Annotated in this window: 18 protein-coding genes; 1 reads left to right on the forward strand and 17 read right to left on the reverse strand. The window is 64.3% G+C overall.

Annotated elements, in window-relative coordinates; genetic code table 11:
- Positions 1 to 154: 154 nt before the first annotated feature.
- From G6N44_RS28630 to G6N44_RS28650, 5 genes are all read right to left on the reverse strand, one after another.
- Positions 155 to 1,282 (reverse strand): FHA domain-containing protein, encoded by a 1,128-nt coding sequence (locus G6N44_RS28630; RefSeq protein ID WP_163670655.1) that lies wholly within the window; start codon positions 1,280 to 1,282, stop codon positions 155 to 157.
- 705 nt (positions 1,283 to 1,987) lie between these two features.
- Positions 1,988 to 3,150, reverse strand: a protein-coding gene (locus G6N44_RS28635) for an IS3 family transposase (protein WP_163670657.1) whose coding sequence is annotated in 2 segments (ribosomal slippage) — positions 1,988 to 2,863 and positions 2,866 to 3,150 — 1,161 coding nt in all. Because the reading frame shifts where the segments join, the coding sequence is not laid out codon by codon here.
- Between the two features lie 275 nt (positions 3,151 to 3,425).
- Complete coding sequence (locus tag G6N44_RS28640) at positions 3,426 to 4,112, reverse strand: hypothetical protein (protein ID WP_163670660.1); 687 nt, start codon at positions 4,110 to 4,112, stop codon at positions 3,426 to 3,428.
- A 26-nt stretch (positions 4,113 to 4,138) separates the two neighbouring features.
- A complete protein-coding gene (locus G6N44_RS28645; protein WP_163670662.1) occupies positions 4,139 to 4,627 on the reverse strand; it encodes a hypothetical protein in 489 nt (162 codons plus the stop codon).
- 963 nt (positions 4,628 to 5,590) lie between these two features.
- A complete protein-coding gene (locus G6N44_RS28650) occupies positions 5,591 to 5,821 on the reverse strand; it encodes a hypothetical protein (RefSeq protein WP_163670664.1) in 231 nt (76 codons plus the stop codon).
- A gap of 227 nt (positions 5,822 to 6,048) precedes the next feature.
- On the opposite strand from G6N44_RS28650, the gene G6N44_RS28655 reads away from it, so the two are divergent.
- Positions 6,049 to 6,612, forward strand: a complete 564-nt coding sequence (locus G6N44_RS28655; protein ID WP_064915403.1) for a hypothetical protein — start codon at positions 6,049 to 6,051, stop codon at positions 6,610 to 6,612.
- A 42-nt stretch (positions 6,613 to 6,654) separates the two neighbouring features.
- Here G6N44_RS28655 and G6N44_RS28660 read toward each other — a convergent pair whose 3' ends face one another.
- The 12 genes from G6N44_RS28660 to eccD all read right to left on the reverse strand — a co-directional run bounded on the left by G6N44_RS28660 (position 6,655) and on the right by eccD (position 17,713).
- The gene (locus G6N44_RS28660; protein WP_064915404.1) at positions 6,655 to 7,635 is read right to left on the reverse strand and encodes a DUF2637 domain-containing protein; all 981 of its coding nucleotides are present in this window, start codon (positions 7,633 to 7,635) and stop codon (positions 6,655 to 6,657) included.
- Positions 7,636 to 7,780: 145 nt separating this feature from the next.
- Positions 7,781 to 9,520: a type VII secretion AAA-ATPase EccA gene (gene eccA, locus G6N44_RS28665; RefSeq protein ID WP_064915405.1), complete on the reverse strand. Its 1,740-nt coding sequence runs from the start codon at positions 9,518 to 9,520 to the stop codon at positions 7,781 to 7,783.
- On the reverse strand, positions 9,517 to 10,368 hold the full coding sequence (locus G6N44_RS28670) for an ESX secretion-associated protein EspG (RefSeq protein ID WP_064915406.1): 852 nt from the start codon (positions 10,366 to 10,368) through the stop codon (positions 9,517 to 9,519). The genes eccA and G6N44_RS28670 overlap by 4 nt, the downstream gene beginning before the upstream one ends.
- A gap of 164 nt (positions 10,369 to 10,532) precedes the next feature.
- The gene (locus G6N44_RS28675) at positions 10,533 to 10,835 is read right to left on the reverse strand and encodes a WXG100 family type VII secretion target (protein WP_064915407.1); all 303 of its coding nucleotides are present in this window, start codon (positions 10,833 to 10,835) and stop codon (positions 10,533 to 10,535) included.
- A 42-nt stretch (positions 10,836 to 10,877) separates the two neighbouring features.
- Positions 10,878 to 11,174, reverse strand: coding sequence for a WXG100 family type VII secretion target (locus tag G6N44_RS28680; RefSeq protein WP_081285416.1), 297 nt, complete (start codon positions 11,172 to 11,174; stop codon positions 10,878 to 10,880).
- Positions 11,175 to 11,334: 160 nt separating this feature from the next.
- The gene (locus G6N44_RS28685) at positions 11,335 to 12,693 is read right to left on the reverse strand and encodes a PPE domain-containing protein (protein ID WP_064915409.1); all 1,359 of its coding nucleotides are present in this window, start codon (positions 12,691 to 12,693) and stop codon (positions 11,335 to 11,337) included.
- A 10-nt stretch (positions 12,694 to 12,703) separates the two neighbouring features.
- On the reverse strand, positions 12,704 to 12,997 hold the full coding sequence (locus G6N44_RS28690) for a PE family protein (RefSeq protein WP_064915410.1): 294 nt from the start codon (positions 12,995 to 12,997) through the stop codon (positions 12,704 to 12,706).
- Between the two features lie 117 nt (positions 12,998 to 13,114).
- Positions 13,115 to 14,011 carry a hypothetical protein gene (locus G6N44_RS28695; protein ID WP_163670666.1) on the reverse strand — a complete coding sequence of 299 codons (897 nt, stop codon included), beginning with the start codon at positions 14,009 to 14,011 and terminating at the stop codon, positions 13,115 to 13,117.
- Positions 14,012 to 14,103: 92 nt separating this feature from the next.
- Positions 14,104 to 14,751 carry a hypothetical protein gene (locus G6N44_RS28700; RefSeq protein ID WP_081285414.1) on the reverse strand — a complete coding sequence of 216 codons (648 nt, stop codon included), beginning with the start codon at positions 14,749 to 14,751 and terminating at the stop codon, positions 14,104 to 14,106.
- Positions 14,748 to 14,924 (reverse strand): hypothetical protein, encoded by a 177-nt coding sequence (locus tag G6N44_RS28705; RefSeq protein WP_163670668.1) that lies wholly within the window; start codon positions 14,922 to 14,924, stop codon positions 14,748 to 14,750. Before G6N44_RS28705 ends, G6N44_RS28700 begins: the two co-directional genes overlap by 4 nt.
- Positions 14,921 to 15,916: an ArdC-like ssDNA-binding domain-containing protein gene (locus G6N44_RS28710; RefSeq protein WP_235683151.1), complete on the reverse strand. Its 996-nt coding sequence runs from the start codon at positions 15,914 to 15,916 to the stop codon at positions 14,921 to 14,923. The genes G6N44_RS28705 and G6N44_RS28710 overlap by 4 nt, the downstream gene beginning before the upstream one ends.
- Positions 15,917 to 16,216: 300 nt before the next feature.
- Complete coding sequence (gene eccD / locus G6N44_RS28715) at positions 16,217 to 17,713, reverse strand: type VII secretion integral membrane protein EccD (RefSeq protein WP_064915413.1); 1,497 nt, start codon at positions 17,711 to 17,713, stop codon at positions 16,217 to 16,219.
- Positions 17,714 to 17,727 lie beyond the last annotated feature (14 nt).

The following is a 17,727-nucleotide window of genomic DNA, read 5'->3' on the forward strand; positions in this document are numbered from 1 at the left end:
GTGTTGTCCGGCTTGGACGGTCAACGTTCACTCTAGTTCCAGGCGCGCGCCCTCTTGTGCACCAGTTTTTGCTGCCGCGAACCCAGACCTGGACACGGCGGGGCGGCCAGGTTCGCGGCCTGGGCCGGATATGGATTGCTCTCGCTCGATTTGTTCAGCGGCGCGGCCCGGCCAGCGCCGAGACGAGGTACTCGATGGCGGCGATGTGACGCTCGGCCAGTGCCGCATCGGCTTCGGCCGCGGCGATCACTTCTGGGGTGACCGCGGCTGCAGCCGCGGTTTCGTCGACGCTGAGGTTGGCCCTGTGGCGGGCGGCAAAAAGACGTTGCCCCAGGGTGGCGTTGGGCGCATCGGCGGCCCGCAGCATGAGTTCCCGGTAAGCGTGCCGGATTTGGCTGAGAACCAGCACGACGTTGGGTGCACCGGTGGTGCTCTTCGCCGCCTTGGCGGCGACCGTTTCCAGCTTGCGCAAGTCGGCAAGGATGCTTGCGGCCCGGTAGTTGAAGTCTGGGTCGGCAGCGTCTGGTAGGTCTGCGATGGTCGAATTGATGGTGCTGAGGGCGACTTCGACCGCCTCTGCCATGAACCTGGCTTCGATCGTCGTTGTCCCGCCGGTCATTTCTGCCCGGTCCGGCTCATCCTCCACATGGTCTCTAAGCCGCTCAATTGTGCCGGGCGGCCACTGCAAAACCTTCTCGAGCCGCGCCCTCGTGGCTGCCCGGGGCCAGCTCCTGCCCTTCTCGAAGGCGATCAGTGCGCCGGCATTGATGATTTTGTCTTGAGCCAGGCTGCGTTGCGAGATGCGCAGCTGTTCGCGTCGAGCGGCGACGGCGGCGCCGGCGCGGGTGATGTTGGCGGTGTCTTCTGCGGCGCGCTCGGATGTTTCCTCGGCGCCATCGCCCAGATCGTCGACGTCGTCGCCGACGTCGGCATCGGTCGCATCGGTGACGCTGAATCTGACGGCGATGCCCTCTTCTGGGTGGCCCAAGTAAACCGTCAGCCCGTCGGTGATGTCGAGCGTCGATCGGCGTTGGCCATTGACGAACACGCCGTTGGAACTCTGGTCTATCCCTGTCCAGCGTCCGTGGTGTTCTTCGATCCGCAGGTGTGATTTGGAGATACCCGCGTGCGGGATTTGGACTTGCGCCGGATACTCGCGGCCGATCACCACCGGCCCACCGACGGCTGGAAATGGATACGCTTCCGCGCCGACGTGAATCGTCAGCGTCGACCGGTGGTCCGCCGTGGACAGGGCGCCGTGATCCGGGCGCGCGTTCTCCATGCTGAGATACTCCTTTACCGTTGCATCTGCTACACATGCTACGGCAACGCCTGCCAGCGCTTCGTCGAAACTTTGCCCAATTCTTCTCCGCGGCCCAGTCTGCCGTTTGCATGCATTGCCTGCGGATATTCGCTGGCTCGTTGCGGATTCAACCGATCTGCGCGCCATTCGCGCGTCCCACACCGACAGCCAAACTGCAGCACATTGACAGCAAGTAGTAGCACTTGCGCAGCGTAGGGAGTCGACTAGCTGGGCGCCGGGCGCGGCTGTCGATTTGGGCCCTGGGCCTCGATAGACTTCGGATGTGGCCGATGGCAAAGCTCGCCGCGAGCAGAACCTCATCCCCGGGGGGAAGTCTCTCGGGGGCGACGGTAGCCACTCGCCAGCGCTCAAGACGAGCGTGCCTGAGTCGGTGAAGGAAGATTTCAGCGCGCGAGCGCGCGCGCAGGGGTCAAGTCCGGCGAAGTTGCTTCGCAAGCTGGTCTATGACTACCTCGCTCAGCCACAGGACTAGATCGCGGTCACTTCGGAATTTGTTTCCATGAACAGGCCGCACGAAAAGGTAGCCGCCGTATAGCGGACCGGGTTCTTGGCGACCAGAAGATGTTGGTGACGGACATGGATGGTGGAGCCCCACCACGGCGGAGCAAGCCAACCTAACCCTCGTTCACTCGGGTCTGCTGCACGATCAGGTGACAGTTTCGGTCACGCGGCCTGACTGGCCGGTGCGGTCATAATCGCTTCGAATTCGATCGGGGTCAACCGCCCGAGTCCGGCTTGGCGCCGGCGCCGATGGTAGGTCCGTTCGATCCAAGTGACGATCGCGATCCTCAACTCTTCTCGTGTGCTCCACCGGCGGCGATCGAGCACGTTCTTCTGGAGCAGGGCGAAGAAGCTCTCCATGGCCGCATTGTCGCCGGCCGCCCCGACGCGGCCCATCGATCCGACCATCTCGTAGCGGCCGAGGGCGTGCACGAATTTCCTTGACCTGAACTGAGATCCGCGATCGGAATGCAGAATGCAACCGGCCACATCACCGCGGCGTGCCACCGCACTACTGAGCGCTGCGGTGGCCAGCCGGGACTTCATCCGAGAGTCGATCGAGTACCCGACGATGCGGTTGGAGTACACGTCCTTGATCGCACAGAGATAGAGCTTGCCCTCATCGGTGCGATGCTCAGTGATATCTGTGAGCCACAGCTGATTTGAACCACCAGCGGTGAAGTCGCGCTCGACAAGATCATCGTGCACCGGCGGACCCACTTTTCCGTTCTTACCGCGCTTTTTGCCGAAGACGCTCCACCACTTATTGTCCGCGCAGATCCGCCAGGCGGTGCGCTCGGCCATCGGCTCACCGGCATCACGGGCCTCCTCGACCAGGTAGCGGTACCCGAACTCTGGATCCTCGCCGTGGGCGTCGAACAGCGCGTTGGCGCGGTAGGCCTCGACGACCTCCGCGTCGGTGATGGGATTGGCCCGCCAGCGGTAATAGGGCTGGCGGGCGAGCTTGAGTACCCGGCACGTCACCGCCACGGGAATCCCGTCAGCGGCGAGCTCACCTACGAGCGGGTAGAGCCTTTTCCCGGCAGATTGGCCTGCGACAGGTACGCCGCGGCCCGGCGCAAGACCTCATTTTCCTGCTCCAACAACTTAATCCGACGCCGCGCATCCCGTAGCTCACCGGACTCGCCGGTGCTCTTACCAGGCTTGGTGCCCTCGTCGATGTCGGCTTGGCGCATCCACTTGTGCAGGGTCATCGGGTGGACTCCGAAATCGGTGGCGATCTGCTCGATCGTCACACCGTCGTCGCGGTTGCGGGCAATGCGGACGACGTCGTCGCGGAACTCACGGGGATAGGGCCTGGGCACAAGGACATCCTTCCAGCTCGCCCAGCACGGGCAAGCCAACTCAGATGTCACCTATTCGTGCAGCAGACCCAACTGTCAGATTTGCGGCAACCACACGGATCAGCCACCGCCACTCCAGAGGCGTCAACTCATCGCTGGCTTGGATGCGGCGTTGCTCTTTGAGCCATTGCCGGTAACCGGCTTCAATCGTGCTACTGCTGTGGATAGTGTTCATGCCGCTAGATCATCCACTGCGGGTACGACATTCGTATCAACGGTGGCAAGTGACCAAGGCTTCACGCTGCGGAGTCCTCCTCGAACTCGGGTTCGGCGTTGGCCGCCCAGCAGGTGTCGCACACTGGTACCGGGATGGGTAGCTTGGTGCGCAGGGTGCCCGGGGTGCATTGGCAGTTCACGCAGTGGCCGGTGACGGTGCTCATGGCCAGCTCCACACCGAGGTCCGGGACGATCGACGCCGGCCGCTCGTCGGCCGCGGACCGTTCCTCGAGGATGGTCTCGGCCCAGCGGCCCAACGCGGTGGCCAGCGCCTGGCCGGGGAACCTGCGGGCAGCGGCCCTCGCCGCCGCCACCAGCGCCGTCTTGGGGTTGGTGATCGTCCCGAACCGGACCGCCGCCGCCTGTAACGCGTGGTCGCGTTGATCGGCTGTGGTGGCCTCGGTGACCTCGGCGAGCGACCGCTCCACGGCCTGGTCGCTGCGGGTCCGCTCCGCCGCCGCAGCGCGGGCGTCCCAGGCCTGCTGCAGCGGCGCCAAGCGTGGTCCGGAGCCGATTTGGTTCTTGGCTAGGCGCCACATGGCTAGGTGCAGTGGCGATTTCACCCCTCCGGGCAGGGGTGCGGCCAGGATCGCGACGACCTGGCCGGGGCGCCAGCCGCGGCCCAGCTGGCGGCGAATCAGACCGCCGAGACGCCACCGGGTGCGGGTCCCGAGGCCCTGGTAGGCCTCGGGCAGGGCCGCGAACACCTCGCGGACCTCGTCGGGATGAATTTCTACCCCCGTCGGTCGAGAGTCGCTTGTGGCCTGGGTGTCGGTGCTGCGGGGGGTAGGGGGGTAATTGGCCTTTGGCCTATAAGAGGAAGGGGCTTCAGAAAGGTGACGGATTCAGCGCTCGCGGGCACGATGACACGGCCGGTTTCGTCGCGTTGGAGTACTTCGATGTCGTCGACGAAGCGGCGGTGGATGGCCACCAGAGCCCGGTTTCCGCGGCCGCGGGCCGGGATGTAGTCGACGAGCTCGTCGGCGGCCAGAGAGGCCAGCGCACGCCCAATCGTCTTGTCGCAGTACCGGCGTCCGCCGGCCTCCACGATCAGATCAGCCAACTGATACAGCCGCACCGCGTCATCAGTGATCCGGCTGTGCCGGCCCGGCAGCAGCTCCAGCACGGCGGCCAGCACCGCTTTGCGGGCCCCACGCAGGCCCATACCGGCCGCGTGCGCCTGCACCCGCGACACCACCCGCCGAGCATCGGACTTCAACACCCGCGGCCGATCCTGGCAAATACCACGCCGAGCCCGCGCAGCGGCGGATCGGTACCGTGCATTTGTGCAGCTAGTATGCCTATTCGGCGGACCAGCTGCGACCGAATTCTGTCCGACTTCAGGGTAGGAAGTAGCCTCAGAAGTACCTGGCAAAGGTATTTCTCCTCGTGAATCGGGGAGCTGAGATGCGAATGGCCTTCGATCTCGTGCTGGCAGGTCTCAGGGCTGGCACCCTGGACGACCGCAATTGGTGAGTGGCCCCCTCACGGGGGTTCTCTCACATCGCGCACGCGCTCCCGATGAAGTTGTTCTCAGATCTCGCGATCGAGCAGGTGTTGTGTGTCGCCACGCTCCTTTCGATCCGGTGTGACCAGATGGGCCTCGTCGCCGCAGAGCTGTGCGATCGAGGACGATGACGACCGCGCCGGCGGGCAGGTCTCAGCACGGCGGCCAGCAGGCCGGGCGCACGCGACAGCGGCGGTCAGCGGAGTGCGCATGACCTGCAGGTAGTGGTGTGTTCCGCGCGCGCAGAGACTCGCGTCGGCGGTATCGCCGCGGCGCACGGGCGCGGCGGAGTGCTCCAGACGCGGGCATGAAGTATCGTGAGACCTGTCATTGGGACAGTCCCTTCTTGGGGCAATGTGCGCGAGCACAACCAACCGAGCTGAGACCTCGGTTTACAAAGGCCCTCGGTTGCCGCCGGGGGCCTTTGTCGTGTGGTTCGCTATTTGAGAGTGCTTAAGCGGCTGGGTAATTCAGCCGGTCCTCGCGGTGTGTGCGATCCGCGGTGAGTCGAGGTGCAGCGATGAGACGCTGCGTGAGTACGCCACTGAGCGGCGACGTCGGGGCGTGGACACCTCCTGCCTGGTATGGATGGTTACCAAGGGGATGTTCGCACGAAAAACGCGGGTACCCGCGCCGACACGCGGCGCGAGTACCCGCGCAAATTGTGAGTGCTGTGACTTATGAGGCGGCGGCGGCCTCGACTTGAGGGGCCACAAATTCAGCCAGGATGTACTGCTGAATATTCGAGTAGCCGGCCTCGGCGGCCTTGCGCATCATCACCTTCTCTTCGATGTCGAGCAGGCTGAGCTTGCACTGCCGGTTGCGCTGCCGAGTCTCTGACCCGCTGCGCTTCTTGCGGCGTGGCTGCGTGCCGGAATTCACCATCCTCACTGCGATCGTGTCGTCCATGCTCACTGTCTGCACTGGCTCTACCTCGCTAAATGTCTGGTAAGTGAACGTTCTCGACGATCGTAGAACGCCGTCGTGCGCAACGCGGGTACCCGCGTGGGCGTGTCGCCCGAAAAGAAGACATGCCTGTCCACAATTGCAACATTTTCGCAGTCCAGAGGTGCCTCGGTGCGCGCTGGCGGCGCGATAAGATGGCGGCGACCACCTCGGCAGTGCGAAGGATCACTATGGGCATCGAGAATCGGCCGCAACGCGGCCGGCCCAAGATCAGCGCCCGAGAAGCTGCCCGCATCCTGCAGCGCGACGTGCGCACGGTCCGGCGCATGATCGAAGACGGCGATATCGCTGGCGGTGCGACCGAGGGGCCCAAACAAAAACGCTGGTGGGTGTATGTCGACCAACTCCCCCAGTCTGCGCAGCACGCCGCGGCGAGCGGCGATCATGACTCGACGAGCTCAGCGCGTGCCACCATCGAGGCGCTTCGTGCTGAAAACCTTGATCTGCGCATCCAACTCAGCGCAGCGAACGAGACGAACCAGCTCTTGCTGGCCGCCCAGGCCAACATGCTCGACGCTGTCGAGCAGTATCGCCAATCAGCCGCCGAGACCGTGGGTGCTGCCGATGGCTACCGCCAGGCCGCAGAAGGTTACCGGGACGCGGCCGACCGCTACGGCCGGGCGACCGCGGGATTTCAGAACAGCGCCGAGCAGCTGATGGCGGTCGTCGACCGATACCGCGACGCACTGACGCAGTACACCGCGCCGGCGCACCCTGCCGACATCACCCGATAGGACCAACACGTCAGCGCCGATCCTTGGCCGAGTCTGACGACCTTAGATTGCCAGCGGGGTGTCTTTGAGCAGTTCCTTGCTGACGTTGATGATGTTGGTGACGGTGCCCCGATTGAGCCCCGTCCGCTCGGAAATGGCATGGGGCACATAACCGGCCTTGTGCATGTCCAGTATCCGGCAGACGTGTTTGACCGACTGTTTCGTGCGACCGCTCTCGACGAGCGTGCGGGCGAACTCAGTGAAGTCGTAGCCGGAAGCCTCGATGTCATCACTGACGGTTAGATGACGGTGCGCAGGGCGAGCGTGCGCGATGACGTTGTCGGCGCCGGTGCGTCGCTCCGGTTCCCAGGATGCCTCGGCCGGCTCATCGTCGACCGCGTCCTGCTGCCAAGTGGAAGGAGTCAAATGGCGTGCCGCCGGGGCGGTCTGCTCCTCACGCTGAGCCTGGGGAAGGCTCGCCGAGAGGACCTGAGTGGCAGGCGTCTTAGTAAGAGGTACCCGGGTCTCGGGTTCGTCGCTGGACGCTTCCAGCTCTGGGCGATCTGCGGCGAGGGCACCGACGCGGTCGATCTGCACCTGATGCGGCTGCTTATCCCCCTCAGGCTCCTCATCGTCTCTACTTCGGTGGGTCAGTGACCACAGCCCGAGCGTAGAGACGGCGATCGACGCGTCGATGATGACCGGCCACAACCATGCTGGCCGCATCCCGAGAATCATCGCCAGCTCCCTGAGCGAGTAGAACATCAGCCAGAACGCGGCAAGCCCCAAGAACACCGTTACGAAGACTGAGAGAACGAACTGGGGACCATACCGGCGGGCCCTGATCTGCAGAATCACCGAATGGGTAGCTGCCACGAAGACAACTGGGGCAACGATATGCGCTATCGCTGATCCCACCATGATCTCCGGCGGCGCAGTCATTTTCGCGTGATAGATCTGAGCGGCTGCAGAGCCCAGGGTCGCGAAGACCTGCCATCCTTGCTGGAACTTGATGGCTTTCCGGCGGTATGTCTCGTCGGCCATGTGCCCGCGGCCCTTTCTGAAGGCGCCAAGTCTAAGGCGCGGGGGTGGCGGCGGCGAAGGAGGTTTTCGGGCCGCCAGGTGGCCCCCCGCGTGATTCGACTCTAACGGGCGATGATGTTGTCCTGAGCCAGTTTTCAGGCCAGTTTTAGCGCGATGCAGATCCCATCAGGCGGGCGTGCACAGAGCGGACCGCGGCCTTCATGTCCTCGCCGGTGATGACCTGCAATTCCTCGATTGTCAGCTCCTCGGGATCGAGCACCTCGGCCTGGCGCCGATCGCGGGCCAGCTCACCGGCTTCCACGATCTGGCGCGCGTAGCGGCCGTTGCCGGCCAGATCCAGCCCAGGCTTTCCGTTGATCTGCTGACCTGCGAGATGCCCAGCTGCGGTCAGTAGTTCGTCTCTGGCCTCTTTGGTGAGGATCGAATCACTGTCGACTGCAATGACTTCAGCAATCTGCACGATCTCTTCTGGTGTGTAGGAGTCGAATTCGATGCGCACAGAGAAGCGCGACGGAAGTCCGTCGTTGGTTTCGAGGGCGCGATCGATGTCAGTCGGGTACCCGGCGATGATGACAACCAAGCGGTGGCGCTCGTTCTCCATTCGCGCCAACAGGGTGTCGACGGCTTCCTTGCCGAACGGATCGGCTCGGCCGTCGCGGTCCTGGACGACCGTGTAGAACTCGTCGATGAACAGCACGCCGTCCAGTGCGCGATCGACAAGGCGGGAAGTCTTTGTGGCGCTTTGACCTTCGTACTCTGCGCACAGATCGGCACGGCCGTTGGCCACGACGACTTTCGGTTCTGGGATCACACCCAAACCGGCCAGGTTCAAGGCAACGATGTGAGCGATGGTCGTCTTGCCGGTACCGGGCGGACCGGAGAAGATCATGTGCCTCGAACCCTGCTTGGCCTTGAGGCCCTTGGCGGCTCGAACAGCCGCCATCTGGACGGAGGCGCGGTAATCGGCGATTTGCTCCTTGACGCCTTCCAGGCCGATCTGACGCTGCAGCTGGGCGGTCGCGTCAGCGAGCAGTTCCTTGCGGATGATCGGTCCGCCACCTTCTTGGGCCTCGTCTTGCCACGGGTTCGAACGCTCGGCGATCCGCTCGCGGGTCGTAACAGGCAGTCGAACGGTGGGATCTTTGCGTGCCGCTTCGACTTTGGGCGAAGGGAAGTTTGCGTGTAGCCATTCGAGTTTGGCCATGGCTTCTTCTTCGCGTCCGGTCGCTCGGTAAACCATCGCGAGGTACCAGGCTCCGTGCTGGGCGCACGGGATCTTGGAGTGTTCAGCTTGCAGCGCGTTGATGAGCCTGCGTTCAGCTTCAGCGAACAAGCCCAGATGGGTGGCTGCGGCGCCATGCAGGACTTCGGCGCACTGCGCGTAAATCGGTTCTCTCCAAGCATGTTCGTTGAGAGCCTCGATCACCTTGTCCCATCGGGTGCCGGTGGCGTAAATGACTGCACGGACCCAGGCGATGAGATCGCTGGGTTGGTTGTCTGCGAGCACTTCAAGTGCGTCGTCGTAGGCTTTGGCGTTGATCGCCTCAGACAGGGCGTAGCCGGCGGAGAGCACGGCCGGAGAAATGACGGGTGCGCTGAGGTTGGCGAACTCGCCTCCGATCGGGACCCATGCCTGCAGGGATACCACGGACAGATCAGCGGCGTCGGCGAGCACACCGAAGTTGCGTCGTGAAAACCAGGCGCGGAAAAGGGTGGTGCGGTCATAGTCGCCACGGCTGATTCGTCCTATCCAGGCATCGCAGGCGGACTCGTCAGTGTTGGTGATCGCGGCGAATTGGTCGAGGGCGAGTTGAGGATTCTCCGCGCCGGCTGCGGCTGCGTAGGCGCTGGCTAGGTAGTCGAGATCGCTGATGTTGGCGGTCATGCCTCGTCCAGTTCGTCGTCGTGGGCGGTGTTGGGCATCCATGTGCCCGAGGGGAGAAACGTGGTGAGCTCGGATAGTGCCCGGCTGAGATTGTCGAGGGTGCCTGCGGTGAAGGACGCGTAGAGGGTGCTGTTGATGTTCTTCGGAATGGAGACGATGCGTCCGATGGGGCTATCCAGGACGCCGGCAGCAACCTCCGGGCGGCTCACGGTGCCGCCGTCGAGGCGTTCGGTCATGACGATCTCCACCCAGGAGTCAGGGCTGCGCACCGCGTTGAGCAGGGTAGCCGCTGATCGTGGGTCAGCGCCGAATCGGATGAGGTCATCGGGCGCCTGGACGGCGGAGATCTCGGAAGACGGTCCCATCACCGGTGAAGTGATGGCCGCGGGAGCCACTGTGCCGATGATGGTTTCCAGCATGCCGGCCAACCCTACTCGGCTGGAGATTCGTTGCAGCACGACCTTATAGCCGCCTTCACCGCCGCGAACGACGATCACATGTTCGGAGCCGTGACGGCAAATCGCGAACCGGGTCATGGACCCTTCACCGGCTGTGCGGAACCATCGGCCCTCCAGGGTGCGTTCCGCGCGGGTGGCGGTCTGGATCATGGCCGCGACCCCAGGGTGCACGGCACCTGTGTGGTCAAGGATCTCCTGTGCGGTCAGTGACTCCGCGACCGCCGCCCACACTTGGGCCCGCACATCGAGGTGAAAGATGTTGTTCTGGATACCTAGGGCGACGGGAAAGTCGTTGGTAACACCGAATTTGTCGGCGAGTACCAGGAGCCCGTCGAGGGTCAGGTCCACGGCCGTGGTGAGCGGTTCAGTGTTGTGCGAGCCAACCAGCATCTGACAGGTCCTTGATGTCTGTGGGGGGGTGAAGCGAAGGTATCAGCGCACAGAAAGGGGTTCATCTTCTGTGCCGATTGGATGGTTCAGGGAAGCAGAGACAGAAGCAGCCCGGTCGCGCACGGGGAATATGGCGACCGGGCTGACATCTGCGGGGCCGGCGTTTAGCCGGAGAACTGGCTCTGGACGAACGACTCGGTTGTCTGCATCTCGTCGGCCGCGTTGTGCAGCGACTTGGCGAGCGAGACCAGCGCCTGATTGGTTTCCGCAGCGCGGGTGTCCCACCGATTCTGCAGTTCGAGGTAGGCCGAGTTGGCGGATCCGCCCCAGAGTTCGGCGAGTCGCGCAAGCGTGGCCTTGCCTTCGGCGTGCAGGCCGTCGATCATCGCGCTCTGGGAGGTGATACCGCTCGCGGCAGCATGAACTGCCGGGAAATTCCATACCTGACCGCCGGGTGCTCCAGCCATGTTTGTGGTCCTTTCTGAAGAGGTGTGGCTGTGGGGTTAGGGTCAGCGCGCCGGGAAGGCGTTGTTGACCAGGTGGGAACCGTCGGAGTCAGTGTCGCCGTAGCGCAGACCCGAGGAGTGGATGCGCTCCGAGATCGAGGTCAGTTCCACGATCTCGGCGTTGGCGGCCTCGCTGTAACGGGCAGCCGACGCCTGGGCGGCGGTGCCGGTCTGACCCTGCAGGGTGGGCACGAGCGAGTCGGCCTCGGCCTCGATGGCCCGCAGGCGACCCTGGAGTTCACCGGAGATTCGGTCGTAATCCGAAGCGGCGGCGGCCATGCCCTCTTCGTCTGTATGCATCGGTTGGCTCATATCGATGTGTCCCTTCTCGTTGTGGGCTTCCCCCCGGTTAGCGCCGGAGAAGCTGGTGAGGCGTAGTGCGCATGTGGTTGTTGAGTTTTACTGATCGTATCGGTGTATTTGGAGGCGATTTCGCAGTTTTTTGACCAACTAGCTCCCATCACCAGTCGTCGATGTCATCGACGTCGTCGTCGAACATCAAGGGGCCGGGTGCAACGAGCTCCTCGACGGTTCCCCCCGAGGATTTCTGGCCGTGAGTGCCGGCCATCGGCGCCATTCCCATTGGCGCAGCGCCTGCGCGCATAGCAGAGGGGTTGGCCGCAGCCGACGGGCTGGAGGTCACCGGTGCGGTGGTCGTAGCCGCGGGCGGAGCGGTGACCGTGGCCAAAAGCGGTGTGCGCGTCGGTGCCCCGCCGCTTCCGGGAACTGATCCGCCGGTGAGCATGCCGCCGCCGACTGGGGCGCCAGTGCCCCCGGCGAGCGGGTGGTTGGACTCGGGCTGGGTGTCGAACAGTCCCACCTGAGACACGTCGGCGCCCGTGGAGTCCTTACCGAATCCCCCCGAAAACATCTGGGTGAATTGCTGCATCGGCGACATCAGCTGCTGCGGTAGCTGCATGGCCTGCTGAGGTGCCTGCATCAGCTGCTGGGGCGCCTGGGTAGCCTGCGAGATGAGCTGAGTGGCCATCTGAGGCCCCATTTGAGCAGCCTGGGCGGCCTGCTCGGGCGACTGCTGAGCGGCCTGCTGGGTGACTTGTTGGGCTGCTTGCTCACTCGCCAGCTGCGCCATATTCGCACCGAACTCGCCCTTGCGCTCGGCATCGCCACCGTAGGCGGCCGCTCCGGCCGCCTGCATACGCACCGTGGACATCACCGACTGGGCCGTGTTCAACGCCAAGGTCATGTTGCGGCCGGCAGCCTCGGGCGTGCCCGTCAAGCTGAGCAGTCCCGCGTTGGACACGGACGTCAGCCCCGCACCCGGCATCGCGATCGGCATAGGCGGTATCACCGTGCTGAGCGAGGCGACATTGGCAGCGGTGTCGGCCATGTAGCCCAACATTGCGTTGCCAGCCTGCTGGGTCATCCGCACGAAATAGTCGAACTCCTTGACCCCGATCGGCACAGTGTTGATGCCAAGGAAGTTTGTGGAGTACAGCACCGCGCGGGTGACGTGGTTGGCGGCGATGTCGGGCAGCTGAGGAACCGCGGCGAAAGCAGCCTCATAGGCGCCGGCCTGCATTGTGGCCGCGGCTCCGCGGGCAGCGGCGATGACAGCGGCGGTAGAGAGCCAGACGGGCATTTTGGCTGCTGCAGCGGCCGAACGGAACGATGCCAGGCCCTCCCATTGCGAGGCTGTCTCGCTGATTGCTGAGGCCATTACCGATGCCTGCGTGGCAAAGTTGGCGGCCTGGACTTCGTAGGCCGCTGCGGCCTCCAGCATCGGTGCGGCCTGTGGCCCCGCCTGCAATCTGCCTGTGGTGACCTCCGGCGGCGAGGCGAACCAGTCGACTACTGCCATGCCCGGACGCTCACACCGTGGTGGCGACCGCGGCGTCGGTCCCCGTGTAGGCGCCGGCAGATTCGATGAGCGCACCGCCCCAGAGGCCGATGTGCATCTGCGCAAAGGCATTGACCGCATTGAGAGCCGCAGTCTGAGTGTTGAAACCCATGGCCGCCAGGGCGCTGATCTCATCGAGGCCGGCTGGGATGATCGTCGTCGCCGGAATCAGTGTCGCGGTGGTCTGCGAGACACCTTGACTGGCGTTCTCAATCATCCGCGTACCCGACTGCATCAGGCCTTCTTCGTCGACTCGCAGCATCATGGTTAGCAACCCCCATTTCGGTTTAGCGCGCCGCAGATATTGCGGGATTCACGCATTGTGGTCCAGAGTATGAACGGATTCGTGTTTGCGCAATTCACAGAGCAAACTTCCTTTCACTTAGTTGGCGACTTTGAGGGACGACGGCGACCGCCCGGGGGACGGGGTCAAAGAATGCAGCAACTGACCCAGTCGAGACAGCCTCTGCGCTGCGACAACAGCATTCGAGGCTAGTGATTCGCGCATCGCAGGCGAAGCGGTCCTGGCGAGTGCGACCGGGTCAGAACGCAGCACCGTAGCAATGGCTTCAGCGAGCTCGCTGGAATTCGCTGAAGCTCCCGAGCTTGACTCCCCCGCCGCGGGTTCATCATCTGGTGGCGAGTGACTCCCGCCCACGTCCTCGGTGTCTTCGGAATCCGTGTCTGCGTTCGCTGCCCGAGGGGCGGCGATTGTCGATCGTTCGTCGTCAGCGTCGACGTCCTCCGGAGTTGAGATAGCCCAGGGCGGACCCTCGTCGCCAGTCGAGTCGGACCACGGCGGTCCGGCGACCTCTGCACTGGAGGTCTCTTCCTTGGTCGGTGTGAAGTTCGATGACTGTTCAGGGATCTCTGTCGGCACCAAATTGCCAAGCGCTGGCACGTCAGCGGCCGGCGTGGCACCGGCTGGCGGTTGTGCCACGAGCCGGTCGATCAATTCCCGCAGCGCAGTGGTTTGTTCACTGCTTTCCGTGAGATCGGCCAGCACCGCGGGGGCCTGGTCCACGACAGCCTGCGCGCCGGCCAGCCCAAGCCGAGCCACATCCGCCGACGTGACCGGAATCTGAGTGCCCGGCAATGCCAGTTCCTGTAGCGGCAGGATCAGGCCAGTGATCCCCTGCTGGTAGCGACGCGCGTACGACCCCGCCACACCCAGATGGTCCTGCACGAAGCCAGTGAACGTGGTGTAGGGCGCGCCAGCGTGGTCGGAAAGGTGACGCCAGTCTTCATCCCGGTAGATCTCGGCCAGCGTCCGGAACATCGTCGAGACTGACGAGGTGAGTGCCGCTGCGCGTCGTTGGGCGCGCTCAGCCGGAAGTTCCACTTCCCCGGCCGGGCGAAAAGCTAGGTCGCTCATGACTGCACCGCCGTCGCACGCTGCGCGATCGCGGCCGCCAGGTCGTTGGAGGCAGCTGCGCCAACCAACTCGCTGATGCGGGCCCGGGCCTTGGCGTCTCGCCAGGCAGTGGTGATGATGTCTGCCAGCGAGCCAGTGATTACGCCGAGATCCGCGTGGGCGCTGAGCCGGGTGCGACGCCGGGTCACGCTGTCTGGCAACAGGATCAGCAAGTTGACAGTGACACTGCCCGAGCTCAGTGCCGCCGGCCCACTGCGGTAGGTCGCCATGACGCGCTGACTGATCAGCACGCGTGACACCGGATCGGTGAACTCTCCAACGGGTACGACCTGCAGGTCGCCATCGCGGGCACTGGCGGCATCGCGCTCCTGGCGTTGGATGTACTCCTGCGAAGCCAAGTCGAGGCCGGCGAGGTAAATCTCCTGCAACTCAGCGCGTTCAGACTCTGTGGAGGCCAACTCGAACCGTCGGTAAGTCTCGGCCGCGCCGTCTGGAGTTGCGGCGTACTCCACGGCGGCCGCCCTCTCCTGGCGGCGGGCTTCTGCCAGAGCCCGACGAACGTCGATGAGCTCCTTGAGCTGCTGCGCACGCAGCGCGTCACGGTCAGACAAGGCGCGGTTCTGGCTGGAGGTATCGATGCTCATTGCTGCTCGCGTTCGTTTGCGTCGGTAACACCGAGGGCCGCGTCCGCGGCGGCCTCGGCCTCTTCTTCAGTGGATCCAGTGAAAACGTGGACAACACTGGGATCCTCAGGGTCGGTGACCTCGATCGACCAGCGTTGGCCGGCGGCGTTGGACGGGTCGTGTGCGTTGGTCATGATGTGATCCGATCGAGGATGCGCTTGCTCGCTGCGACCACCGCTTCTGCGGTGCCACGAACCTTGTCCTTGTCGCCGTGGGCCCAGCCATCGATGTAGGCAAACGAGCTGGGGCCCGGTGAGAGCCCGTAACGCCGGCCGACCACGTAGGCCACGCTCTCTGCTTCGACTTCCATGCGAGGCCTCTGACCGCCAGCTCGGGTGTGATAGTCGCTGGTGTTGCCCATGTGACCCAACTCGATGTGGGCGAGTTCGTGGGCCAACACCTGCGCCTGGTGGGCGTCGCTGTACCGATTGCTGATCACGACCACCTTGTTGACGCCGTCTGTGTAGCCTTCGGCCGCGTCGGGGCCGAGGTCGCGACGTTCGACGCGGTACCCGTGTCCGACGACCTGGGCTTCCAGATCGCTGTGCATACGTGGCGGCGCCACGCCGCTGTCGCGGCTGTAGGACACGACCGGCGGCTCCGGCAACGGATTGCCGGAAGTCTGCGACACGTCGAAGACAGGCACCGATTTGAAGCCGATGACCACCCGCTCGTCTTCGCCTGATCCGTCGTCCTTCGTGCGCTTCTTGATCATGGGTGCAAGCACCCAGATGGCCTTCTCGCCCTTGTTGACGTCGCGGCCGAGTTCCTTCCACTTGTTGAAGCCGGCCACTCGTGTCGCATCGGGCTTCTGCATCGCGATCAGCAGCTGGTTGTTGAGGCTGTAGTTGTGGAACCGTTCGGTGAACTCCAGCCATTGAGCCCAGTTCTGGGCAGTGCCCAGATTGTCGATGGCCGTGTCGATTTCGGAGCGGATGTCTTCCAGTCGTGTGGTCTTGTCAGCGAAGCTCACCGCCGACGCAGTGGCCTGATCAGGCATACCGTCAAATGCGTTGGGAGCCTGCGACTCGCCTCCGCCCACGCCTGCTTGGTCGAGCCGCTGCAGCAGGTCGGTTTCCTCACGTTCGAGGGTGGCAACCAAGGACGATGCGCGGGCGAGCTGCACGCGGGTGTCCCCAGAGCATCGGCGTGGACCACCGACCTCGGTGCGGGAACGGCACATTGCAGGCCTCCTGTGCTGTCAAAGAGGGACGCGCTACTGGCTATAGCGCTGAATCTACTGGACTGCAGAGGGGGTACCGCGCACGTTTTTTGCCGACTTTGACCCCGGGGTGGATCGGCGATAATGCGCACGTCAGTGCGGGTAGGGGTCAGTCGCAACAGGGATTTGGCCGCCGGCGCCCGGAGTGTGGGAAGCGTCGGCGGCCAGAGCCCCAGCCTGCTGTGGGCAGGCCGCTGTATTGGGTCAGAACACGAGGTTGCGCACGAGGTCGTAGACACCAGCGACCCAGAACAACAGCGGCACGATGGCCGCGATGGTCAGGCCGTCAAAGCGCTCGAGAGTCTTCTTGGTTATCGGGCTGATCCGCTTGACGTCGCGGGTCGCGGCGATCCCGACGATGACTGTTGTGGTCACGGCGAGCAATCCCGCGGTGACAGCCGGCGTATCGGCGGGGTGCCAGGCGATGAGTTTGGCGGCGCAGCCGATCGCGATGGCCGCTGAGGCTGTAAGCAGCGCCCAGGCGCACCGGCGGTTGGCGTAGAACCGCGACCTCAAAGCAGAGGTCACTGCGCACAACGCGGCCACGATGGAGCTGTGCCAGAGGAAGTGGCCTGACTGGAAAGTCATGACCGCTCCGAGCGCCAATGTCGCTGAGCCGACCCACACGAACCCGGTGAGCAGCTGCTGAGCCAACGCTGAGCGCTCCACGAGCCGCGCCGAGGACGACGGCACCGATTCAAGGATGGCCCGCCACGATTGCCTACCGGGGTCGTTGGCGGCCTCTGCCGCCGAGTCGATAACGGGATCGAGCAGGTCATCGACATCGACCGGCTCACCGGCAGCAGGTATCGGAGGCAAGGTGAACCGGGCGAACAGCACGGTGAGCTTGGCTGCCGAGGTGATCAGGAACAAACCAAGGGCGATCACTGCAGGCCAGATCCATTGATGCCACCCATAACCCATCGACAGGGCGATGAGGGTGGCGACGAGGCCACCGGTGGCCACCGTCGTCGTCACCGTGTGCCGGCGCAAGGGACCCCCGCGCAGAAACAGCGCGCACGCGAACAGGGCGAAACCCGCCCCGGCCAGGTTGGGCGCACCCAGCCACGTTGCGTCGCGAGCAAGCGGGACGGTCAGTGCCGCGCCGGTGGCAGCCAGAATCGTCGTAGCCACGAAAAGGCTTTCGGCCGTGTGGACTTGGTCGTAGCGGCGCCACAGGTGCATTCCGGCGGCGCCGAGCGCTACGGCAAGCACCAAGACGGCTGGCCCCCACCACAGGCGCTGACCCGGGTTCGCAGACCAGCCGACCACCGCCGCAGCAGCGACTCCCGCTCCGACCACGGGGATCAGGCCGTTGACCCATTTTGTGACGTCTGCGCGATTGAAGGCCGTGTTCGGGTTGAGCACGGCCACACCGTCGATGACGTCTTCCACCAGTGGCCGGTAGCGCTCGGTGTGCGAGACAGATACCAGCTGGACCAGAGCGCCGTCGACAATCCCGGCCGAGTTGAGGTTATGGGCGCGCTCGATGGGCGGTGCACCCACGGGAGCCAAGGTCCACACGCTGTCACCGTCGAAATCGAAGCCGATGTCGGCGCCGCGGTGCACCGAAGAGACGAAGTCGACGACGTCGGCGATCCACTCCTTGATCGGCACCTCGGACTGAACCGTGACGTCGGTGGTTTTCGTACCGGTGATCAACGAGATGTTGGTCGTGAGTGCGGTGATCGAGCTGGTCATGATCTCGGTGCTCT

The organism is Mycolicibacterium alvei (assembly GCF_010727325.1).
Lineage (GTDB): Bacteria > Actinomycetota > Actinomycetes > Mycobacteriales > Mycobacteriaceae > Mycobacterium > Mycobacterium alvei.